The 22,363-nt window shown below is 45.0% G+C and carries 14 protein-coding genes and 3 pseudogenes; 5 read left to right on the plus strand and 12 right to left on the minus strand.

The features are described from left to right. Positions 1–293: 293 nt before the first annotated feature. Positions 294–1,501, plus strand: a protein-coding gene (locus tag AC4OVU_RS00020; protein ID WP_089617520.1) for an IS3 family transposase whose coding sequence is annotated in 2 segments (ribosomal slippage) — positions 294–615 and positions 615–1,501 — 1,209 coding nt in all. Because the reading frame shifts where the segments join, the coding sequence is not laid out codon by codon here. Between the two features lie 126 nt (positions 1,502–1,627). After that, entirely contained in the window at positions 1,628–2,650 is a 1,023-nt protein-coding gene (locus AC4OVU_RS00025; RefSeq protein ID WP_001567660.1) for an IS110 family RNA-guided transposase, read from the plus strand. A 292-nt stretch (positions 2,651–2,942) separates the two neighbouring features. Here AC4OVU_RS00025 and AC4OVU_RS00030 read toward each other — a convergent pair. Beyond that, positions 2,943–3,158: pseudogene (locus AC4OVU_RS00030) on the minus strand (IS5/IS1182 family transposase); the annotation flags it as partial. Positions 3,159–3,381: 223 nt separating this feature from the next. On the opposite strand from AC4OVU_RS00030, the pseudogene AC4OVU_RS00035 reads away from it, so the two are divergent. Next, positions 3,382–4,002 (plus strand): annotated as a pseudogene (locus AC4OVU_RS00035) (IS256 family transposase); the annotation flags it as partial. A gap of 269 nt (positions 4,003–4,271) precedes the next feature. Here the strand turns inward: AC4OVU_RS00035 and AC4OVU_RS00040 are convergent. Next, a complete protein-coding gene (locus AC4OVU_RS00040) occupies positions 4,272–5,081 on the minus strand; it encodes a polysaccharide pyruvyl transferase family protein (RefSeq protein WP_000183578.1) in 810 nt (269 codons plus the stop codon). A gap of 97 nt (positions 5,082–5,178) precedes the next feature. Here AC4OVU_RS00040 and AC4OVU_RS00045 point away from each other — a divergent pair, with 97 nt between their 5' ends. Then, the gene (locus tag AC4OVU_RS00045; protein WP_491928567.1) at positions 5,179–7,593 is read left to right on the plus strand and encodes a glycosyltransferase; all 2,415 of its coding nucleotides are present in this window, start codon (positions 5,179–5,181) and stop codon (positions 7,591–7,593) included. A gap of 731 nt (positions 7,594–8,324) precedes the next feature. On the opposite strand, the gene AC4OVU_RS00050 is transcribed toward AC4OVU_RS00045, so the two are convergent. The 9 genes from AC4OVU_RS00050 to AC4OVU_RS00090 form a co-directional block, all read right to left on the minus strand. Beyond that, positions 8,325–9,566: a glycosyltransferase family 2 protein gene (locus AC4OVU_RS00050; RefSeq protein WP_491928568.1), complete on the minus strand. Its 1,242-nt coding sequence runs from the start codon at positions 9,564–9,566 to the stop codon at positions 8,325–8,327. 121 nt (positions 9,567–9,687) lie between these two features. After that, entirely contained in the window at positions 9,688–10,833 is a 1,146-nt protein-coding gene (locus tag AC4OVU_RS00055) for a glycosyltransferase family 4 protein (RefSeq protein WP_491928569.1), read from the minus strand. Beyond that, positions 10,834–11,724, minus strand: coding sequence for a glycosyltransferase (locus AC4OVU_RS00060; RefSeq protein WP_000683047.1), 891 nt, complete (start codon positions 11,722–11,724; stop codon positions 10,834–10,836). It abuts the gene before it with no gap. After that, positions 11,721–12,875, minus strand: coding sequence for a UDP-galactopyranose mutase (glf, locus tag AC4OVU_RS00065; RefSeq protein ID WP_016247610.1), 1,155 nt, complete (start codon positions 12,873–12,875; stop codon positions 11,721–11,723). Before glf ends, AC4OVU_RS00060 begins: the two co-directional genes overlap by 4 nt. An 18-nt stretch (positions 12,876–12,893) precedes the next feature. Further along, a complete protein-coding gene (locus AC4OVU_RS00070; protein ID WP_023312621.1) occupies positions 12,894–14,786 on the minus strand; it encodes a DUF4422 domain-containing protein in 1,893 nt (630 codons plus the stop codon). 14 nt (positions 14,787–14,800) lie between these two features. Beyond that, positions 14,801–15,541, minus strand: a complete 741-nt coding sequence (gene rfbB / locus AC4OVU_RS00075) for an O-antigen export ABC transporter ATP-binding protein RfbB (RefSeq protein ID WP_417928754.1) — start codon at positions 15,539–15,541, stop codon at positions 14,801–14,803. Next, positions 15,541–16,308, minus strand: coding sequence for an ABC transporter permease (locus AC4OVU_RS00080; RefSeq protein WP_015583927.1), 768 nt, complete (start codon positions 16,306–16,308; stop codon positions 15,541–15,543). The genes rfbB and AC4OVU_RS00080 overlap by 1 nt, the downstream gene beginning before the upstream one ends. 559 nt (positions 16,309–16,867) lie before the next feature. Beyond that, positions 16,868–17,848: an IS5-like element IS5 family transposase gene (locus AC4OVU_RS00085; RefSeq protein WP_000019403.1), complete on the minus strand. Its 981-nt coding sequence runs from the start codon at positions 17,846–17,848 to the stop codon at positions 16,868–16,870. 1,059 nt (positions 17,849–18,907) lie between these two features. After that, a complete protein-coding gene (locus tag AC4OVU_RS00090) occupies positions 18,908–19,513 on the minus strand; it encodes a recombinase family protein (RefSeq protein WP_000509966.1) in 606 nt (201 codons plus the stop codon). A gap of 94 nt (positions 19,514–19,607) precedes the next feature. Here AC4OVU_RS00090 and AC4OVU_RS00095 point away from each other — a divergent pair. Continuing rightward, positions 19,608–20,966, plus strand: a pseudogene (locus tag AC4OVU_RS00095) (Tn3-like element Tn5403 family transposase); the annotation flags it as partial. Between the two features lie 291 nt (positions 20,967–21,257). On the opposite strand, the gene AC4OVU_RS00100 reads toward AC4OVU_RS00095, so the two are convergent. Then, positions 21,258–22,280, minus strand: a complete 1,023-nt coding sequence (locus tag AC4OVU_RS00100; protein ID WP_001567660.1) for an IS110 family RNA-guided transposase — start codon at positions 22,278–22,280, stop codon at positions 21,258–21,260. Between the last annotated feature and the right edge of the window lie 83 nt (positions 22,281–22,363).

Here is a 22,363-nt window from a genome sequence, read left to right on the forward strand (position 1 = left end):
GTTAAGAACATAATTTAACCGTTTCTGATTGGTAACTGATTGATTTATTGTCACTGACTATCGCATTTAAGTTATTGCGCTCACGCTGTCGCATTTAGGTTGTCTCATTACCCAAACATACAGGCTAAATGCCGTATAGTGCAGGAGTACACCCTATTGCTATAGGTAAGTCTGTTCAAAAAACAGGCTTACCGAATGGAAGTGATGTAGCCCCCTGAAACACCGGACAGTAGCTGTATCTCCAGATAAGAGATAGGCTTGAATATATGTCTAACACTAACGCCAATTTTGAGATGACCGGGATCCTGTTAGGGCAAGAAGTCCGTAAACGTAAAACTCCTCAGGAGAAGATCGCCATTATCCAGCAGACGATGGAGCCGGGTATGAATGTCTCCCATGTCGCCCGCCTGCATGGTATCCAGCCCAGCCTGCTGTTTAAGTGGAAGAAGCAATATCAGGAAGGCAGCCTCACCGCCGTTGCGGCTGGAGAGGAAGTCGTTCCTGCTTCTGAGCTTACTGCTGCTCTGAAGCAGGTCCGGGAGCTTCAGCGCCTTCTGGGCAAGAAAACGATGGAAGTTGAGATCCTGAAAGAAGCCGTGGAGTACGGTCAGTCGCGAAAATGGATAGCGCACGCGCCCTTGTTGCCAAAGGACGGGGAATAGCCATGGTCAGCCGGACCATGGGCGTGTCGCGTGCGCAACTGTCACTGCGGATTAACCGTTCTGCCGACTGGCAGGACAGGCGCTGTAACCGGCGTAATGAAGAAGCAGACGCAGAAATACTGTCGGCTATCCTCAACATTATCAGCGATATGCCGAGTTATGGTTATCGACGCGTGTGGGGCATCCTGCGCAAGCAACGTCGCACAGAGGGACAGCCACCTGTGAATGCCAAACGGCTTTACAGGATAATGAGCGAGCATAACCTGTTGTTGTTGCATCACAAACCAGAGCGACCGAAGCGTGAACATAAGGGCAAGATAGCGGTGGCAGAAAGCGATATGCGCTGGTGTTCAGATGGCTTCGAGTTCGGCTGCGACAACGGCGAAAAACTGCGGGTAACGTTCGCGCTGGACTGCTGCGACCGTGAGGCCATAGACTGGGCAGCAAGCACGGGAGGCTATGACAGTTCGACCGTGCAGGATGTGATGCTGAGGTCGGTGGAAAAGCGCTTCGGCGACAGGTTGCCCGACACAGCGGTGCAGTGGCTGACGGATAACGGTTCAGCGTATACCGCGTATGAAACGCGGAGGTTCGCGAGAGAGCTGAATCTGGAGCCCTGCACAACAGCGGTGAGCAGCCCGCAGAGTAATGGCATGGCCGAACGGTTCGTGAAAACGATGAAAGAAGACTATATCGCGTTCATGCCAAAACCGGATGTGAGAACAGCACTGCGAAACCTTGCAGTAGCGTTCACGCATTACAATGAAAACCACCCGCACAGCGCGCTGGGATATCACTCCCCGAGGGAATACCGGCGGCAGCGGACATCGTTAACTTAAGATACAAAAGCTGTTCGGAGATGGAGGGTCAAGATCACTTACCGAATGGAAGGGACTTCCCCTGATTATGCGCCTGATTAACTCTTGTGCAATCATGGGGTAAACACAACCCCGGAGGGATTCGTTATGACCATTACTACTGTCGGTATCGATCTTGCTAAAAATGTGTTCGCTGTTCATTGCGTTGACCAGAATGGCAAAACCGTTCTGGTTAAATCCAGAGTAACCCGCGCAGCTCTTCCCGGGCTGATTGCTGGTTTGCCGCCCTGTGTTATCGGGATGGAGGCGTGCTCCGGGGCTCATTACTGGGCAAGACTGTTTCGGCAGTATGGTCATGAGCCGCGTCTGATGGCCGCCAAATTTGTATCGCCTTACCGCATGGCTGGTAAATCAGGGAAAAATGATGCAGCTGATGCTCAGGCTATCTGCGAGGCGGTTCGTCGCCCACATATGCGGTTTGTGCCGGTTAAGGATGAGAGCCAGCAGGCAATGCAGTGTCTGCATCGTACCCGACAGGGTTTTATCGAAGAGAAAACAGCAACATATAATCGTCTCCGGGGGTTGATATCTGAATTCGGCGTTATCGCCCCACAAAGTACAGATGCCCTGCGCCACATAGTTTTTGAGCAGAAGAATTCTTTACCACTTCAGGTTCAGCAATGTGTTGATGATTTGCTGGAGCACGTTGCTCGCATTGAAGATAACATCGCTGAATATGACCGAATTTTGTCCCGCATGGCCAAAACAGATCATCGCAGTCAGCGGCTGATGGAATTGAAGGGCGTTGGCCCCACAACGGCCTGTGCGCTGGTCGCCAGTATCGGTAATGCACATGATTTTAAGAATGGGCGCCAGCTGGCAGCCTGGCTGGGACTGACACCATCGCAGTACAGCAGCGGCGGAAAGTCGAAGCTTGGCAGGATAACGAAAGCTGGCGATTCGTATCTGAGAACACTTCTGGTTCAGGGTGCCCGCTCGGTACTGATCGGGGCGGAGAAAAGGACTGATTTATTCAGTCGTTGGGTCTGCTCACTGGTCGAACGCAGAGGATACTGGCGCGCTGTTGTTGCCATCGCTGCCAAAAATGCAAGACTGTGCTGGGCATCATTGCATTACGGTGATGATTTCAGGTTGTACTCAGCCAGCTAAAGTACAAAGCTGTATGACCATCTGTTCTGCAACTCGTTGATGATAAAGGGTTAGACCCCGTGAGGTATATCTGCTTATTGTACAGGGCAAGTGTACCCGACTAACGAACTAGAGCCTCACGAGCGTCTTTCATCAGGGTCCGAATCGATGACGATTCATCATGACCGTTTATAGTACCGCAGTCTCTCCCCTTTATTTTTTTACTATAGTGCAGACAGAAACCGTAAACACCGGCGTTGACATGCCGGGGAAGCCCTTATAGTACAATAATTCTCTATATCCAAACTGACCCCAGGTTGTACCAATGCTGCATGCAGTGAATACGCAGCATGGTCTCCAGCGGATAGGGCCGTCGGCCATTGCCCGCCTTGGGATAAAACGGCTCGATGACAGCGGTCATATTCTGCCATGGCAGAATCTGCTCCATGCGGGAGAGGAAAATCTCTTTTCGGGTCTGACGGCGCTTAGTGCTGAATTCACTATCGGCGAAGGTGAGTTGATGGCTCATGATGTCCCTCTGGGATGCGCTCCGGATGAATATGATGATCTCATATCAGGAACTTGTTCGCACCTTCCATAGCTATCTGATGGCGCGAAGCTTGAGTATAAATAGAAAGCTATGGGCTTTTCGAACAAATAACTAGCAGTGATAGTTAAATCGCGATCCACGTAGAACCGCCGCATCTGGTGGGTTGATCGGCAAGGATTTTGCGAGCATCATCGCATTTATTATTGAACGCAAGATCATTCTGCTGTTTGCGCAGGGGATTAGCTACCAGGACATTAGCCGAGAGTTCGAAGATTTATATGCTTTCAGCATGTCAACCGCCACCATCAGTGTAGTACGATAAAGTTACCCCTGAACTAAAACAGTGGCAACAGCACCCGCTGGAAAAGGTTTACCCCTTCGTCTGGCTGAACGTATTCACTATAAAGTCCGTGAGAATGGCCGTTATCAGAGCAAAACGGTTTATACCGTTCTGGCGCTGAATCTGGCAGGCAAGAAAGAAACTCTGGGCCGGTATCTATAAGAAAGTAAAGGCGCTAACTTCTGGCTGTCTATATTAAGCGACCTGCAAAACTGGGGCATTGAAGACATCCTGATCGCCTGCGTGCGCGGGCTGACCGGCTTCCCGGAGGCGATAAACAGCATTTATCCGCAGACAGAGGTTCAGTTGTGCGTCATTCACCAAATCAGTAACTCGATTAAATACGTGGCCTCAAATGACCATAAAGCTTTTATGGCTGATCTGAAACCGGTATATCGCGCGGGGTCGAAAGAAGCCGCAGAAACGGTGCTGGATGAACTGGAAGCGAAATGGGATCAGCAGTATCCAGTGTTGCTCCAGTCGTGACGACGCAAGTGGGAAAATCTGTCAGCATACAATAGAATTTAAGAAACACGGAGTCAGTAAAATACTGTACGTGAAAAGTGATGCGGAAAGTTAAAACCTCGGTGCAACAACTAAACTCATTGATAAGTTTTTTACTGCGATAATCGATAGATTTGCAGACTATAGGCGTGCGAATGAATAGTCACCTAAAAGCTGGCAGGTAATAATTAACAATGCTGTAACAGTTATATGGCTTTCAGGCAGCGTATTATTATACGCTGCCTTTTTCAACTTGCCGTAATAAAGCATGTTTTTGGATAACGATTAAAAAGTGAATAATTGTAAACAGCTTCATTTTTGTAATATGAGTTAGGATAGAAGTTGACTTCTTTGCCAAGCAGAGATGCTAAAATTGCCACATGCAGCCTGTCGGTATTGACAACTTTATACTCTTCAAGAAAGTTTATCATGCAACGGGTAGAATTACGCGCCAGAAATTCATTATCCCAATAATCGCCATTCCAGGTGAGCGAAATATCATGATTGTTTTCTTTGTAGTCTCCAGTTAGAGATTCGGAGTCCGTTCTGAAGCAGTTGGCCTGTTTTTTATAGACGGGTTTAAGTGACAGGTATTTATTAAGATCGAGATAAAATGCCATATCATCAGTAATGAATACGTTCTTGTTTGGTTCGTAGTTGAGAGATTTAATATAATCGAAGGTGATATTTTCGCGACAAAAAACAACAAACTTATCAATATTGTTGATGAATAAATCGCTATACCCTCTGATTGTCGACGGCATTATTATTACTTTATGAAATTTCCCAATATTATTCTGGATAAAGTCATGACCTTCAGAATACAATCCTTCTATCAGGTTTCCTCCGCCTCCAAAAATTAAAATATCAGTTTCAGAACTGTAGCACTCGCCATCTCTGTAAGGGATATAGGTAAGAGCATTTCGTTCAAAAAAGTCATACGTCGCAGATGCAATTACACCATCTCCAGCATTACCAGGGTTTGCCTTATAGACAAATCGATGAGATAGATGATAAGATTTTAGAAGCAAATCAAATTTTAACTTCATATTGGTCATTTTTTATCCTGTTTAACAGAAGCTACCGACTGCTATCTTACACTACTTCAATTCACTAATATCATAGAAAAGTCTAGGTTACAAAGGAAGGGTTACAATGAAGAAAATTCTTATAATGACGCCGGACATTGAGGGGCCTGTCCGTAACGGCGGTATTGGTACTGCTTTCACTGCTCTTGCCACTACTTTGGCAAAAAAGGGGTATGATGTTGATGTATTGTATACATGTGGCGACTATTCTGAATCATCTGTATCGAAATTTAGCGACTGGTCACGTATTTATAGTACCTTTGGTATCAATCTGCTAAGAACCGGACTGATAAAAGAGATTAATATTGATGCACCGTATTTTAGAAGGAAAAGTTATTCAATTTATCTCTGGTTGAAAGAAAATAACATCTATGACACTGTTATTTCTTGTGAGTGGCAGGCAGATCTTTATTACACTTTATTAAGCAAAAAGAATGGAACGGATTTTGAAAATACAAAGTTCATTGTAAATACTCACAGTTCAACGTTATGGGCTGATGAAGGTAATTACCAGCTTCCATATGATCAGAACCATCTTGAACTCTATTATATGGAGAAAATGGTGGTTGAAATGGCGGATGAAGTTGTTAGTCCGTCTCAGTATTTAATTGATTGGATGTTGAGTAAGCACTGGAATGTTCCTGAAGAACGTCATGTAATTTTAAATTGCGAGCCATTTCAAGGGTTTGTGACGAGAGATGATGTTACAGTTAAAATAAATGAAAAGCCAGCTTCTGGCGTTGAGCTTGTATTTTTCGGCCGCCTTGAAACCCGTAAAGGACTTGACATATTCCTGCGTGCATTAAGAAAACTATCTGATGAAGATAAAGAGAGCATTTCTGGAGTAACCTTCCTCGGAAAAAATGTCACCATGGGGAAAACTGATTCATTTACTTATATTATGAATCAGACTAAAAATTTGGGACTCGCAGTTAATGTCATCAGCGACTATGATCGTACCAACGCTAATGAATATATAAAAAGAAAAAATGTATTAGTCATCATTCCATCACTTGTAGAAAACTCACCCTATACTGTTTATGAATGCTTGATTAATAACGTTAATTTCCTCGCTTCAAACGTTGGTGGAATTCCAGAGCTTATTCAGCAGGAGCATCATGCGGAAGTTCTATTTATTCCTACACCTGTCGATTTATACTGGAAAATCCACTATCGCTTAAAAAATATAAATATAAAACCAGGGCTTGCTGAATCACAAGACAATATTAAAGAAGCTTGGTTTGTCGCAGTTGAACGAAAAAACAACCGCGCATTCAAGAAAATCGATGAAGCTAACAGCCCGTTAGTTAGCGTGTGTATAACTCACTTCGAACGTCACCATTTGCTTCAGCAAGCACTCGCATCAATAAAATCTCAGACGTACCAAAATATTGAGGTCATCTTGGTTGATGATGGAAGTACGACAGAAGATTCTCATCGTTATTTAAATCTCATCGAGAATGATTTTAACTCTCGAGGCTGGAAAATTGTCCGTAGTTCTAATAACTATCTGGGTGCTGCAAGGAATTTGGCTGCGCGACACGCCTCTGGCGAATATCTGATGTTTATGGACGATGATAATGTTGCTAAGCCTTTTGAGGTAGAAACGTTAGTTACTGCAGCATTAAACTCTGGGGCCGATGTGTTAACCACACCAAGCGATCTTATTTTTGGTGAGGAGTTCCCTTCTCCGTTCCGTAAAATGACGCACTGCTGGCTTCCGTTAGGGCCTGATTTAAATATCGCCAGCTTTAGTAACTGCTTTGGCGATGCTAATGCGCTGATCAGAAAAGAGGTTTTTGAAAAAGTAGGCGGATTTACTGAAGATTACGGTTTAGGTCATGAAGACTGGGAGTTTTTTGCCAAAATATCATTACAGGGATATAAATTGCAAATCGTCCCGGAACCTCTATTTTGGTATAGAGTTGCAAACTCCGGCATGTTGTTAAGTGGAAATAAGAGTAAAAATAACTACCGCAGTTTCCGTCCTTTTATGGATGAGAATGTTAAATATAACTATGCAATGGGGTTGATACCTTCCTACCTCGAGAAGATTCAAGAACTTGAGAGTGAAGTGAATCGCTTGCGGAGCATCAATGGTGGTCATTCTGTCAGTAACGAGTTACAACTTTTAAATAATAAGGTTGATGGTCTTATTTCTCAGCAAAGAGATGGCTGGGCCCATGACCGTTTTAATGCTCTGTATGAAGCAATTCATGGGTTGATACCTTCCTACCTCGAGAAGATTCATGAGCTTGAGAGTGAAGTGAGTCGGTTGCGCAGCATCAATGGCGGTCATTCTGTCAGTAACGAGTTACAACTTTTAAATAATAAGATTGATGGTCTTATTTCTCAGCAGAGAGATGGTTGGGCCCATGACCGCTTTAATGCTCTGTATGAAGCAATTCATGTCCAGGGCGCAAGACGAGGCACCAGTCTGGTTCGCCGGGTGGCCCGGAAAGTGAAGTCAATGTTAAAATAAAATAATATGCGGGGCCCAAAAGGGCTCCGCGAAAATAATGTTAAGGAGGGTGCGAATAAGTACCCTCCGCAACGAAAATGAAACTTTTAGTCAATTAAATTCAATCACTTACATAGGCGTTTTTTTGCGTTTGGTGACTTATTCGCACCTTCCTTAGAACAAAGCCACTCATGATGAAAAAATATACCACACACAGATAGGCACCGCTAAATGGTCTGACTTGCGGCCAACCCATAAAGCTGCCAAACATATGGCTGAGCATGACCATACCCGCCAATATCCCACGAGTGCCATCAATGGCATCAAATCTGTTAACAGACAATCTACACCCCATATTCCAATGAGTAAAACTACATTCTTTTAGAAGAAAGAATTTATTAGTAATAAAAAGAATAGCTATCAATATTCAAAGGTGATTACTGCCCAATAGGAAAAATTTTAAAGGCAGGAAGTCACAAAAAACACAAGTACACACATCGAAATTTTACTGCCCCCAGTAAAACTCGACAAAAAATCTATTACTCTCTAGCTAATAAATCATTAATCTAACAGGAATAGAGACTCGCAAATCATGTGACCACGAGCTCTTTTATTTAACGAAAAAAATTTTTATTGAAAATAACAAGATCACTGACAAAGAAGTGAAACTTGCTTAACTTCTTTTTGAAATTATTTAAAAAAACGTCTTACCACGCGTAGCGGCTTAGTCAACTTCCAGGATAAAGAAGAGATTAAATTTTTGTGATGCTGATAAATTCATTGAACTCTTGCTGTTTGATAGTCATCTCATGATGCATATCATTATTTTTGTCGGTTAACTGACGAATATTCTGTTCCTGTTCAGTTACCCGCTCTTCAATCTCATGCAATTGATTATGCAATATCGCATTTTCATCCTTTTGCCCGGCGAATGAGTGGGTAAGCGTCTCAACTTCTTGCTGTAATGCGGAGCTCCTGGCCTGGAAAAACTCAAGTTCCTTCAGAACCCGATCTTTAAGAGAGAATAGGTACTCTTCAGCTGACAGCGTGGTGATCCTATGATGGGCGGCGGCGATAAATTCATCATAAAAATCATCACTCTTTGCATCCAGGGCAACAACAAACTCTTTCACTTGCTGATAAAACGGGTGAAATGCCGGACCAGAAATCGTGTTTAAATGCCACTCAAGGAACACGACAACATAGTTTTTATAATCTCTGAGACGGTGTTCCATCATCCCCTGCTGACAGATAAACGCTTTAAGCGCCACCAATGCTTCAACAGCACAGCGGTGCGACTCTGCTCGCGTGGCGGATAGGGATTCACTACGGTTGATGGTATGAGAAATTAACGTTTCATTTAAGACCGAAATTCTGTTCGCCATGAGCATAAATGCGCAGACGAAGAAAAGATCGTTGGTCGTCCTGATTTCCTGAAAGCGAAGCTGATGACTAGTAATAAATTGACGCCTGAGAAGCTTGTCCCATGGCCACCAGACAAAGGTGCGGAAAAAGTCAGAGGGAATATCCTGGGATGAAAAAAACTTGAGATCAGGTAACAGCTCCTGGCGCACTGACCACGGCATCGGAGCATAAACCTGCAAGGCGGGATCAAAAGACTGGCTGCGACAGATAACGACATCCGCTTGTATATCGCTAGCACGTGCGTACATGCGCTCCAACATCATGTTATCGACATAATCGTCGTCATCAAGAAAAATAACGTACTCACCGGTAGCAGCATCCAACCCGATGTTTCTTGAGCCTCCCCCACCAAGATTTGTCGTGTTGTTAATGACTCTAATTCGTGAATCAGTTTCAGCCAGCGCCGAGACAATCTCTAAGGTATTATCGTCAGAACAATCGTTGACAATAATGATTTCAATATCATTTAATGTTTGCGAGCAAACAGTGCTCAATGTGTCGGAAATATATCCCGCCGCATTGTGCACAGGGATAATAACGGAAACAGCTATACTCTCTTTTTCAGACATGCAATCACCTTGACGCTTAGCTTATAAACGCAATTATATTTATTTATGGGTAGCGTTTAATTTGTAGGTTGCCAGTTTATTAAGGATGGGTAAGATGAAAGCGACTGAGCTTCATCAAAAATTACTCTTCAACAACATCACGATATGTTTTTAATGTTTTATTAATGATCATCACACTCGAGAATTTATCTTGAATGCGTTTTCTGCCATTGATACCCATTGCGACGCGCGTTTCTGGGTTATCCAACAGGAAACCGAGTTTCTCCGCTAATTCCTCGACAGATTTACTTTTTACAATCAACCCATTATCGTTATTGATAATTAAGCTATCACAGCCACCAACATCATAAGCGATACAAGCGCGCCCGACAGAGGAAGCTTCCAGCAAGATACGCGGTACGCCTTCGGCGTAGACCGACGGCAAAGCAACGATATTTGATTCTTCAATTAAATCAAATACATTAGAACAATGACCGAGCCAGTTAATCACGCCTTCGCTTTGCCACTTCTGTATCGTCGCCAGCGGAATTGCGTCTTTATCATTCTCAACTAAAATACCGGCAACATTCAGCGTAAAGTGAATATTTTTATTACTCAGTATTTTTTTGGCTTCAATCAGGTCACCCAGTCCTTTACTCCACAGCATACGGCTGGCAAAAAGGACGACCGGAACATCACGCTGCTGCTCCAGAGAGTATTTGTAAATCTCTGGATTAATACCCGCGCCATCAATAACAATAGTCTGTTTGTAATCGATACCAACCAGATCGGCAAGTTTAGCTCTGTCTTTATCATGTTCGAACATAAACAAACTGCATTTGTTACTGGCGATATACTTATATGCCATAACAGTAAAACTTCGCAGCAGCTTAAGACAGGCAGACTCTGCGGAAAATACTCGGCCCAAACCGACAAAACTCAGAATAACAGGACGATGGGTACTTTTAGCCAGAAAACCGCCGATCAAACAGGGCTTGATGGTAATGCAGTGCAACAAATCTGGATTGATGTTTTGAATAATTTTCCGAGCCTTAGAAAAGGCCCAAAAGAAAATCAAAACGTTGAATGATTGGGCGACAAGTGGAATGTTATGGCAAACAAAACCTAATGTCCTGAATTTTTCCGCTATTTTATCATCGACAAAATGGCTAATAATGTGAATCTCATAACCGGCATCTCGGGCGGCAATTGCACGATCGGTCCAATGCAAATCAAAATACCAATCCGAATTTATGAAATAACACAGTTTTTTCATTGCTATGTCCACTTAGTGAAACTTACCGCTGATTCCTTTTACACCATGTACAATCCCACGGCATAAAAACTTTAGATATACCCATTTCCGGCGCTGCACAGGGAATATGGTGATATACTTACACAGGCGCAAAAGGATTGATGAACTACTAAAAATTTCCACTTCCGTGAATATTCTCTTAGCCAAAATCAAGTTCCGACAAAGATAGTAAACCTTCCACTCTGGCGATATAACCTTTCCCTGAATACTCACGTCATGAGTAAAAACAAGCTCCGGTTGATAAGTGATTTTCTCGCCACTTAAAGTTAATTGATAACCAAAATAGAGATCATCAAAATAAAGGAAAAGTTCATCATAAATATGATGAAGGTGCTCATTCAAGACTTCACGCTTAATGATCATGCCAACAAATGAAACGGTTTGCACCAGCATTTTCTTATTATCTGGTACATATCGTTGGGGATGTTTGATATATTGCAAGGTATCACTAAACGAGGTCGGGACTTTTACAAATGGAACATTCATCGCGCATGTCCGGCCCTGTAAATCTTTAACTAAAGCCGTAAAAACACGACAATCTTCTTTATTTATCGTCGCGAACTTATCAAGAATATCACTTTGCGGATAAGCATCATCGTCATAAAAGAAGACCCAATCGCTATCAACAGAGCTGCATATATATTGACTACCGGCCTTAAACCCGCCGGCCCCCCCGTTATTACTGGCCAGATTTAAGACAATGACTCGGGGATCAGTGATTGTCTGCAGCCAGTCAGAGGTCCCATCCGTGGACCCATTATTGACAATAACGATAGAGGTAAAGTGCAGCTTAACAGTTTCAGCAACCGTCTTTTTTAGCTTCTCAAGACGGTTGAAAGTGACTATTAGTGCAGTATGTTTCATCGTACATCGGCCACAAATACAGGCATTGTTTCGTCGTTGGACAATGAAGACAGGTATTTATCGGCCGTTTTTAAGGCTTCTGCAATCGTTACATCCATATCAAGATAGCGATAAGTCCCTAAGCGTCCGACGAAAGTAATATTTTTCTCACCTTCCGCCAGTGATAGATATTTATCCAGCAGAGCCATCTCGCCCATCTGGCGGATTGGATAGTAAGGAATATCATTTTCACCGCAGGCGCGACTATATTCTTTGTAACATACGGAGCCTTCGTGGTTTTCCCACGGGGAAAAATATTTATGTTCGGTAATGCGCGTATACGGGACATCAACTGAGCAATAGTTCATGACCGCGCAGCCCTGGTAATCACCTTGCCAGGTAAATCGCTCAAAGTCCAGAGTACGGTAGCCAAGACGCCCATGCTGGTATGAATAGAAGGCGTCTAACGGCCCGCTATAAAATACATGATCATAACTTTCGCGATTTTCAGCCGCAAACTCACGCTGTAATTGCAGAGTGATATTTTCATGATCGGCGATCGCTTCAATCATATGGGTATAGCCTAACTTCGGCATGCCCTGGAATTTATGATTGAAATAATTATCGTCATAATTGAAACGCACAGGCAAACGTTTGAGTATAGATGCCGGAAGCTCAGAAGGCTGCATCCCCCACTGTTTTATGGTGTAGCCTTTGAAGAACGCTTCGTATAATTCTTTACCAATGAAGCGCAAGGCCTGCTCTTCAAAAGTCTTCGGTTCCAGAATGGAACTATCACCTTTTTCGCTAATGAGCGCGCGAGCTTCATCAGGAGAACAGGTTTTAGCAAAGAACTGATTAATAGTATGCAGATTAATCGGCAGTGAAAAAACCTGACCATTAACAGTAGCTTTTACTCTATTCACATAGGGCATCATTTCCGCATACTGATTGACATAGTTCCAGACGGTTTCATTATCCGTATGGAAAATATGCGGACCGTAGACATGAACCATGACATCAGTCTGAGGATCGCGAGTGTCATAAGAGTTTCCTCCAATGTGGTCCCGCTGATCGATGATTTTAACCTTGTGACCTTGTTCAGCAAGCTGGCGGGCAATGACCACACCTGAAAAACCAGCGCCGACGATGAGAATATTGTTACGCTTCATAATGTATCTCCAGTTGTATTAGCCAAGAATCGAACGGCGAACTTTATAATAATATTTGATGAGCTTATTTCTTCTTGGCGAACCGACAGGAGCATATTTGTTAACATATGGCATTAAAGCTCTTTTAATCTTTGTCTGCAGTAACACGGTTTGCTGCAGTTCAGTATGTTGGTTAGGTACTACCGTGGCCACAGGTAACTGGCGATAGTAGATTTCTTTCTCCCATGGCGTACTTAAAACATTCTCAAGAAAATCATCATAGAAATCGACTTTCTCAGTATTCCATGGTTTGTTTTCACCCGCATAGTGAATCATTTTTGGATTTCTTCTGGCTTGCAAAAAGCGCATATAGGTTGAAAACTTGAGATTCGGGAAGAAATCATCGGTATTACCATTACCATGGTACACGTTCCATTCTAATGGTAAGAATTTGACTCGGCCAAAGAAGACTTTGTTCATGATATCCTGATCTAAGAACCAATACTTTTTGGCTTTCAATGCTGACATCAATTGAGCAAAGGTATTCTCTGTAACCATTTGTTCGACATTAAAAACAATAATCCCGGCCTGAAAATATTCGTCAGGATTAGTCATTCCTAATGTCTTTTTCAGGTATTGCTCTGCAGGCATAATGCCATCATCTGATTCTGACATGGTACCAAACTTCACAAACCCTTCCATGACGATGTCTTTAACAGCGGCAACCAGGTTAGTGCCGATCTCGACATCCAGAAGTGTCGCCAAATCAGCCTTCACCACGGTGTCAGAATCGATAAACACAACTTTTTTATACTCGCGGAAAAGTTGCGGGATGAACAAGCGCGCATAGGTCGACGCACTAAAATGTGCACGGGTATGAACATCACTCATCTCAGTGAATGAATTCACATCAAAAAAGCGCAATGATATGTTGTTATGACCAGCAACTAGCTTGATAAGGCGTTGTTTATTTAAATGACTGACCTTATTTTCCAGAACAACGATATCATAGTTTCTGTTCGCATCAGAATGGAGAACAATTGAATTGATTAATGCCCCGCCACTTAATGCATAGTTATTATCAAAACTAATAACAACCGGTACGCTTTCGTCAAAAACGGGCTTTAATTTACCATTAAATGTTTCAGCAGTAACAAACGTGCGCTGTAGTTCTTTTATTTTTAGCTGTTTATCTTGTTGACATTTGATGATATAGATATTGAATAAACGCTCAGCAATGTGTCCTATAACTCGTTTTTCTTGAGCGTTGTAGTTATTCATCGAAATCCGATCTTCAAGATTAGACAAAATAGCAAAAAGCCATTCAGAATAATCCAGGAACATGTCTTTGCGCATAACAAACATGTTCGTATAATAACCATCAGTTGCATTATTGAATTGTTGAATCGCAGCTTTATATTGTGGATACAGCTCTTCAACGACATCCAGGGCAGACTGATAGTCTTTAATGTGTAAAAACTCACCTTTTGCATAATGATCAAGGTTATTCTTACTTCCTGCCGATGTTACCGACCATTTTTTGGGTAACAGCAGATCATATCCATCGACGCAGGTGCTTATGGATTCATCACTTAATCCAAACTGGCTTTCGTATTCGGCATTGATGAGCGGGTAGTTGACTACCCCCCAGTTATCCTCAGGATGATTTTGTTGTTCTGCAAAGTTCAAGTGTCTGCGGTAATGCATGAATCCCACATAGTCAGCCAGAGATTCATTCTTCCACACCCAGTAGTGGGCCGTCAGCTCACAATAGAAGGGGTTTTTAAAGGAAATGTTGTCTCCGCTATCATCCCCTTCACAGCCAATATCATTATAAGTATTAGCCTTCCCGACATGCAGTGGTTTAATAATAGAGGCATTTAGAAAAGCACTGGGTTTGTGGTGACATGTATAAATTTTGATACTATTCATCTTATTACCAATTATTAAGCGATTGCTTGCTTGTAAAGTTCAATGATTCTCTCTGCTGAGCCAATTTCGCGGAGTTTATGGTTTTCGATCCAAACAACTCTGTCACAGATTTTTTCAACATCACTCATATTGTGGCTAACGAATAATATCGTTACACCCTTATTTTTGAAGTCTCGTATTGTTTGTATACATTTGGCCTGGAACGAAATGTCACCGACAGCAAGTACCTCATCGATAATAAGTATATCGGGTTCTACCTGGCTGATGACAGAGAATCCAAGCTTCGCAAGCATACCACTTGAGTACACGCGAATAGGTTCGTCAATGAAATCACCCAGCTCGGAGAACTCAATTATCCGATCCATCCGTTGCTGAACCTCTTTGCGGCGTAGCCCAAGCAGGGTCGCATTGAGATAAATATTTTCTCGCCCGGTTAATTCAGGGTGAAAACCGCCGCCTAGCTCAAGCATTGAGGCAACGCGCCCCTGGGTTGTAACAGTGCCTTTTGTAGGCTTAATGACGCCGGCCACCAGCCCGAGGGAGGTACTTTTCCCTGCGCCGTTACGACCAATCAGCGCTACGGCCTCGCCTTTACCCACGGTGAAGGTAATGTCTTCGATCGCAAGATATTTACGCCCTTTTAACAGCTGAAAAGCTCTTTTAGGGTGAAATACGAGATCCTTAATTCCTGAGCCAATATGGTGGTAAAGAGGATACTCTTTCGTAACGTGACTAAAGTTTATTACTGGTTCCATTACAAAATCTCTGCAAATCGATATTTTAATTTATTAAAAATACTCAGGCCCACAATTGTCAGGACTAAACCTGTAATGTAAAGGATTGAAATATATTCATAATTTAAGACGCCATCCATGAACAGCTGCCGCCAGCTGAGGATCATGCTTGCCAGAGGATTATAGGTAATAATCCAGCTAAATTTTTCAGGAATCATATCTGACGCATATAATATCGGCGTGCAATAAAACATGAGCATGATACCAAGGCTGACAAATCGCTCTAAATCCCTGAAGAACAGATTTAGCGTAGAAAATATGATTGAAATACCAAATGTAAAAATCACCTGACCAAGCGCAATAATTGGTACGCCCCAGAGCCATGAGAGCGATGGACGCATACCATACACGAACAGGAATGCAATAATCACAGGAATTGTACACAAGAAATGTAACCCTTCCATCATGACATTACTCAATGGAATAACTGAGCGCGGAAAAACTGTTTTTTTGATTATTTGCGCATTGGCTATAAACGAAAACAAGGAATTTGTCGCCGAGCTGGCAAACCATTGCCACGGAAATAAACCGGTAATCAAGAAAAGGGTATAATTCGGGATCTGCACTCGCATAACGAGCTTAAAAATGAAATAATATATCATTGCAAAAAGCAGTGGATTCGCAATTGACCATAAGTAACCAAATACGCTGCTTTTATAACGTACCTTTAAATCTTTGTTTGTTATAACAACAAGAAGATCAAACAAATACCCTATATTATACTTCATTTTTATACTCATAAATTATTCTACAAAAAATTCCGTACGTAATATGTATCAAACAGAATTATCGATAAGATCTGCTGTGCTCGAGAGACGAACAGCTATTCCCATAAACAAAGACCAATTGTAACATTATTTTGCACAAGCAATATGTAAACAATCTTTCCTGCGCATTAGCACTCCGGAATCGGAGATGATCGCTAACCTCAGTAACCGCTGAATGAAAATGTGATTCTCGTGGAAGACACATAAACCATCCTTTAAGATTGTAAATAAAATGTTAAATCGAACAATGAGTTTATTCTAAAATTCAGACACGCTACCGCCATTGGCTATCGCAACCAAAATGCGGACTCCCCTCTCTAAAGTGTCTGTCTTACCCGGTCTTACCGTAACGAAGAGGATACGCTCGTCGTTAGGGAAGGTGCGAATAAGCGGGGAAATTCTTCTCGGCTGACTCAGTCATTTCATTTCTTCATGTTTGAGCCGATTTTTTCTCCCGTAAATGCCTTGAATCAGCCTATTTAGACCGTTTCTTCGCCATTTAAGGCGTTATCCCCAGTTTTTAGTGAGATCTCTCCCACTGACGTATCATTTGGTCCGCCCGAAACAGGTTGGCCAGCGTGAATAACATCGCCAGTTGGTTATCGTTTTTCAGCAACCCCTTGTATCTGGCTTTCACGAAGCCGAACTGTCGCTTGATGATGCGAAATGGGTGCTCCACCCTGGCCCGGATGCTGGCTTTCATGTATTCGATGTTGATGGCCGTTTTGTTCTTGCGTGGATGCTGTTTCAAGGTTCTTACCTTGCCGGGGCGCTCGGCGATCAGCCAGTCCACATCCACCTCGGCCAGCTCCTCGCGCTGTGGCGCCCCTTGGTAGCCGGCATCGGCTGAGACAAATTGCTCCTCTCCATGCAGCAGATTACCCAGCTGATTGAGGTCATGCTCGTTGGCCGCGGTGGTGACCAGGCTGTGGGTCAGGCCACTCTTGGCATCGACACCAATGTGGGCCTTCATGCCAAAGTGCCACTGATTGCCTTTCTTGGTCTGATGCATCTCCGGATCGCGTTGCTGCTCTTTGTTCTTGGTCGAGCTGGGTGCCTCAATGATGGTGGCATCGACCAAGGTGCCTTGAGTCATCATGACGCCTGCTTCGGCCAGCCAGCGATTGATGGTCTTGAACAATTGGCGGGCCAGTTGATGCTGCTCCAGCAGGTGGCGGAAATTCATGATGGTGGTGCGATCCGGCAAGGCGCTATCCAGGGATAACCGGGCAAACAGACGCATGGAGGCGATTTCGTACAGAGCATCTTCCATCGCGCCATCGCTCAGGTTGTACCAATGCTGCATGCAGTGAATGCGTAGCATGGTTTCCAGCGGATAAGGTCGCCGGCCATTACCAGCCTTGGGGTAAAACGGCTCGATGACTTCCACCATGTTTTGCCATGGCAGAATCTGCTCCATGCGGGAGAGGAAAATCTCTTTTCTGGTCTGACGGCGCTTACTGCTGAATTCACTGTCGGCGAAGGTAAGTTGATGACTCATGATGAACCCTGTTCCATGGCTCCAGATGACAAACATGATCTCATATCAGGGACTTGTTCGCACCTTCCCTAACGCCATGATTTCTATTCAAACAATAAATAAAGGGATTACCTACGTGTTGCAAACTCAACACATCTACATCTCGAGAAAAACAGGTTTAGTTTTGCTTCTTATCTAGCACTTTTTAGCGAGATAATCACCAACGAGCATTTCAATAAATTCTTTAAGTTCCAGATATTAAACACCATAAGTCTAATATGCCAACAGTTTCTATAATCGCGTTTCGCGAATCCGTGATATGAGCACCAATGTTGACAGTGCCACTTACCACTACACAACTTCATATCGCGTCTACTCTATTGCTAACACTTTCGAGTGATCCGTACCAGCAAAAGTGGACACTTCGCTAAGAAAGTCTGGGGTCAAGTCTTGCAACGTGCACAACGTGCTTTGGCAAGGTCTGCTTTTGGCACATAAGAAATATTCAGAAATTTCGAATACTACATTAGCTCACTCACTTTACTGCAAAAACCGTAACCAACGTTTTCATTGAGTCACCCGAAACCATAACAAAGTGCATTTTGCTACCAACATGCTGCCAAAACTCGGCCTCTTGTGCATATTTTTTGGCTTTTTGGATAGAGGCACTTTCTGGTAACTGGGTTTTAGTTAGCCTTGGGCATAGCAGCTTTGTGCACAAAGCCTTCCAAGGATGCTTAGGTACACCGTCTGAAAGCCGCATTTAATCCCGATGTGCGGCCCTGTGGCTGCGTAAACAGGTTAATGGTGATTGGTTCTTGCAAACCACATGCAAGTTCTATCAGCGTTTCAGTCACGCTCCGAAAGGTACACGGTTATCCTGATAAGGTGTGATCCCTCTGACAATCTGATGACGTCACTACGCTCCGCTTGTTGCTGTATCACCAACGGGGCTTTATGGCTGCAATTGTCTAAATCAGAGGGTTGCACAAGTTATACTCGAAAGTTAATCTGAGATAAATCTTAGATTGCCAGAGGTCTCTTGATGGGGTCGGTTCCGGCTGAGGGCGAAATGACACCCTAAGCGTTAGCTCTGTGTCGTTGCACGATGTCAGCGACGGTATTCTTGCTGATACCGAGCTCGCGTGCGATCCAGCGATAGCTGCGTCCCTCGGCCCTCATCGCAACCACCTTAGGCAAAAGTCGGTCTGATTTTGGTCGCACTCCGGCCTGACGACCAAGCCTCTTACCACGTGCCTTCGCAACAGCAAGGCCTGACTTGACCCGCTCGCTGATGAGATCCCGCTCAAACTCCGCAATGCCGGAAAGAAACGTCGCCAGCATTCGTCCATACGGCGACGAAAGATCGAACGCCATTCCATTCATGGCTATCACGGAAACCTTCCAGTTCTCCAGTTCACGTAGCGTATTGAGCAGATCGAGCGTCGAGCGCCCCCACCGGGAAAGCTCAGTGACCAGGATTGCATCAATTTGTCTGGACTGGGCAAGCGCCAGGACTTTCTTTCGCTCGGCCCGGTCGAGTTTAGTTCCTGAACCTGTTTCCTTAAATATTCCCACCACGTCGTAGCCGGCACGGCCGGCGAAGGCTCGCAGATCAAATTCCTGGCGTTCACAAGACTGATCCGCTGTTGAAACCCGGCAGTAAATGGCGGCACGATGTCCCAATTGAACCCTCCTGGATTTTTGTATCGGAACGCCCTGATTTATATGGGCTGGCTGTTGTCCAAAACAGACTATACTTCAAAAGGGACGAATTTGTATGTCACGACGCCATATTTTCACCGAACGGCAGCGAGCAGCGCTGTTCGATCTGCCCACGGACGAACTGTCGCTACTGAAGTTCTACACGCTGGGCGATGATGACCTGGAAAACATTAGGCAGCGCCGCAGACCGGAAAACAGGATTGGCTTTGCCCTGCAACTTTGTGCCTTACGATATCCGGGCCGTGCACTGGCTCCTGGTGAGATGATCCCGCGTGAAGTCCTTTCCTTCGTCGGTGCTCAGCTTGGAGTTCCGGCTGATGCGCTTCTCACTTATGCCACACGGCGCCAAACCCGTCAGCAGCACATGGACACGCTGCGCGAAATTTACGGCTACAAGACCTTCACGGGCCGTGGTGCCCGTGATCTGCGGGAGTGGACTTTCGGCCAGGCCGAAGATGCCAGATCAAACGAGGATCTTGCTCATCGTTTTATTGTGCGGTGTCGGGAAACTTCCACCATTCTGCCCGCAGTATCGACAATCGAGCGCTTGTGCGCGGATGCTCTGGTCGCCGCTGAGCGGCGGATTGAAACGCGGATTGCGGAAAATTTAACAGCGGATGTTCGCGATCACCTGGACAAACTTCTGAGTGAAATGCTCGCCGGCAATATCAGTCGTTTCATCTGGCTTCGCAACTTCGAGGTTGGTAACAACTCGGCTGCTGCTAACCGTTTGCTCGACAGGCTCGAATTTCTGCGTACCCTGAATATCAATCATAGTGCTTTGGCCAGCATACCTGCCCATCGCATTGCCCGGCTGCGTCGGCAGGGTGAACGCTACTTCACCGACGGTTTGCGTGACATCACTTCGGACCGCCGCTGGGCGATCCTTGCCGTCTGTGTTGTGGAGTGGGAAGCGGCGATTGCTGATGCCATAGTCGAAACCCATGACAGGATCGTAGGAAAAACCTGGCGGGAAGCGAAGCGCCAGCATGACGAAACAATTTCCGGCTCTAAAGCCACACTCGCGGATACGATCCGTACCTTCACCGCGCTGGGAGCTTCGTTGCTTGAGGCCCGCAGTGACGGAACCCCGCTGGAGATGGCTGTCGCCAGTTCGGTTGCATGGGACCGGCTCGCTCAACTGGTAGCGACAGGGACTCAACTCAGCAACACGCTAGCCGATGAGCCTCTTGCATATGTCGGGCAGGGATACCATCGCTTTCGTCGTTATGCGCCCCGCATGTTGCGCTGTCTGAAGCTCGAAGCCGCGCCGGTCGCCGGACCATTGGTAGCAGCAGCTTTGTCGATCGGAGAGATGAAAGGTGTTGCATCGCCAGAAAGGCGTTTCCTGCGGCCCAGCTCCAAATGGAACCGTCATTTACGAGCTCAGGAAAAAGGAGATACCCGTCTTTGGGGTCAGTTTGGATATAGAGAATTATTGTACTATAAGGGCTTCCCCGGCATGTCAACGCCGGTGTTTACGGTTTCTGTCTGCACTATAGTAAAAAAATAAAGGGGAGAGACTGCGGTACTATAAACGGTCATGATGAATCGTCATCGATTCGGACCCTGATGAAAGACGCTCGTGAGGCTCTAGTTCGTTAGTCGGGTACACTTGCCCTGTACAATAAGCAGATATACCTCACGGGGTCTAACCCTTTATCATCAACGAGTTGCAGAACAGATGGTCATACAGCTTTGTACTTTAGCTGGCTGAGTACAACCTGAAATCATCACCGTAATGCAATGATGCCCAGCACAGTCTTGCATTTTTGGCAGCGATGGCAACAACAGCGCGCCAGTATCCTCTGCGTTCGACCAGTGAGCAGACCCAACGACTGAATAAATCAGTCCTTTTCTCCGCCCCGATCAGTACCGAGCGGGCACCCTGAACCAGAAGTGTTCTCAGATACGAATCGCCAGCTTTCGTTATCCTGCCAAGCTTCGACTTTCCGCCGCTGCTGTACTGCGATGGTGTCAGTCCCAGCCAGGCTGCCAGCTGGCGCCCATTCTTAAAATCATGTGCATTACCGATACTGGCGACCAGCGCACAGGCCGTTGTGGGGCCAACGCCCTTCAATTCCATCAGCCGCTGACTGCGATGATCTGTTTTGGCCATGCGGGACAAAATTCGGTCATATTCAGCGATGTTATCTTCAATGCGAGCAACGTGCTCCAGCAAATCATCAACACATTGCTGAACCTGAAGTGGTAAAGAATTCTTCTGCTCAAAAACTATGTGGCGCAGGGCATCTGTACTTTGTGGGGCGATAACGCCGAATTCAGATATCAACCCCCGGAGACGATTATATGTTGCTGTTTTCTCTTCGATAAAACCCTGTCGGGTACGATGCAGACACTGCATTGCCTGCTGGCTCTCATCCTTAACCGGCACAAACCGCATATGTGGGCGACGAACCGCCTCGCAGATAGCCTGAGCATCAGCTGCATCATTTTTCCCTGATTTACCAGCCATGCGGTAAGGCGATACAAATTTGGCGGCCATCAGACGCGGCTCATGACCATACTGCCGAAACAGTCTTGCCCAGTAATGAGCCCCGGAGCACGCCTCCATCCCGATAACACAGGGCGGCAAACCAGCAATCAGCCCGGGAAGAGCTGCGCGGGTTACTCTGGATTTAACCAGAACGGTTTTGCCATTCTGGTCAACGCAATGAACAGCGAACACATTTTTAGCAAGATCGATACCGACAGTAGTAATGGTCATAACGAATCCCTCCGGGGTTGTGTTTACCCCATGATTGCACAAGAGTTAATCAGGCGCATAATCAGGGGAAGTCCCTTCCATTC

The organism is Enterobacter sp. 6722112 (genome assembly GCF_058661685.1).

Bases quoted from the DNA above. Each gene is read 5' to 3' on its own strand.
- AC4OVU_RS00025 (WP_001567660.1), top strand. From the start codon at position 1,628: ATGACCATTACTACTGTCGGTATCGATCTTGCTAAAAATGTGTTCGCT.
- AC4OVU_RS00040 (WP_000183578.1), bottom strand. From the start codon at position 5,081: ATGACCAATATGAAGTTAAAATTTGATTTGCTTCTAAAATCTTATCAT.
- AC4OVU_RS00045 (WP_491928567.1), top strand. From the start codon at position 5,179: ATGAAGAAAATTCTTATAATGACGCCGGACATTGAGGGGCCTGTCCGT.
- AC4OVU_RS00050 (WP_491928568.1), bottom strand. From the start codon at position 9,566: ATGTCTGAAAAAGAGAGTATAGCTGTTTCCGTTATTATCCCTGTGCAC.
- AC4OVU_RS00060 (WP_000683047.1), bottom strand. From the start codon at position 11,724: ATGAAACATACTGCACTAATAGTCACTTTCAACCGTCTTGAGAAGCTA.
- glf (WP_016247610.1), bottom strand. From the start codon at position 12,875: ATGAAGCGTAACAATATTCTCATCGTCGGCGCTGGTTTTTCAGGTGTG.
- AC4OVU_RS00070 (WP_023312621.1), bottom strand. From the start codon at position 14,786: ATGAATAGTATCAAAATTTATACATGTCACCACAAACCCAGTGCTTTT.
- rfbB (WP_417928754.1), bottom strand. From the start codon at position 15,541: ATGGAACCAGTAATAAACTTTAGTCACGTTACGAAAGAGTATCCTCTT.
- AC4OVU_RS00080 (WP_015583927.1), bottom strand. From the start codon at position 16,308: ATGAAGTATAATATAGGGTATTTGTTTGATCTTCTTGTTGTTATAACA.
- AC4OVU_RS00085 (WP_000019403.1), bottom strand. From the start codon at position 17,848: ATGAGTCATCAACTTACCTTCGCCGACAGTGAATTCAGCAGTAAGCGC.
- AC4OVU_RS00100 (WP_001567660.1), bottom strand. From the start codon at position 22,280: ATGACCATTACTACTGTCGGTATCGATCTTGCTAAAAATGTGTTCGCT.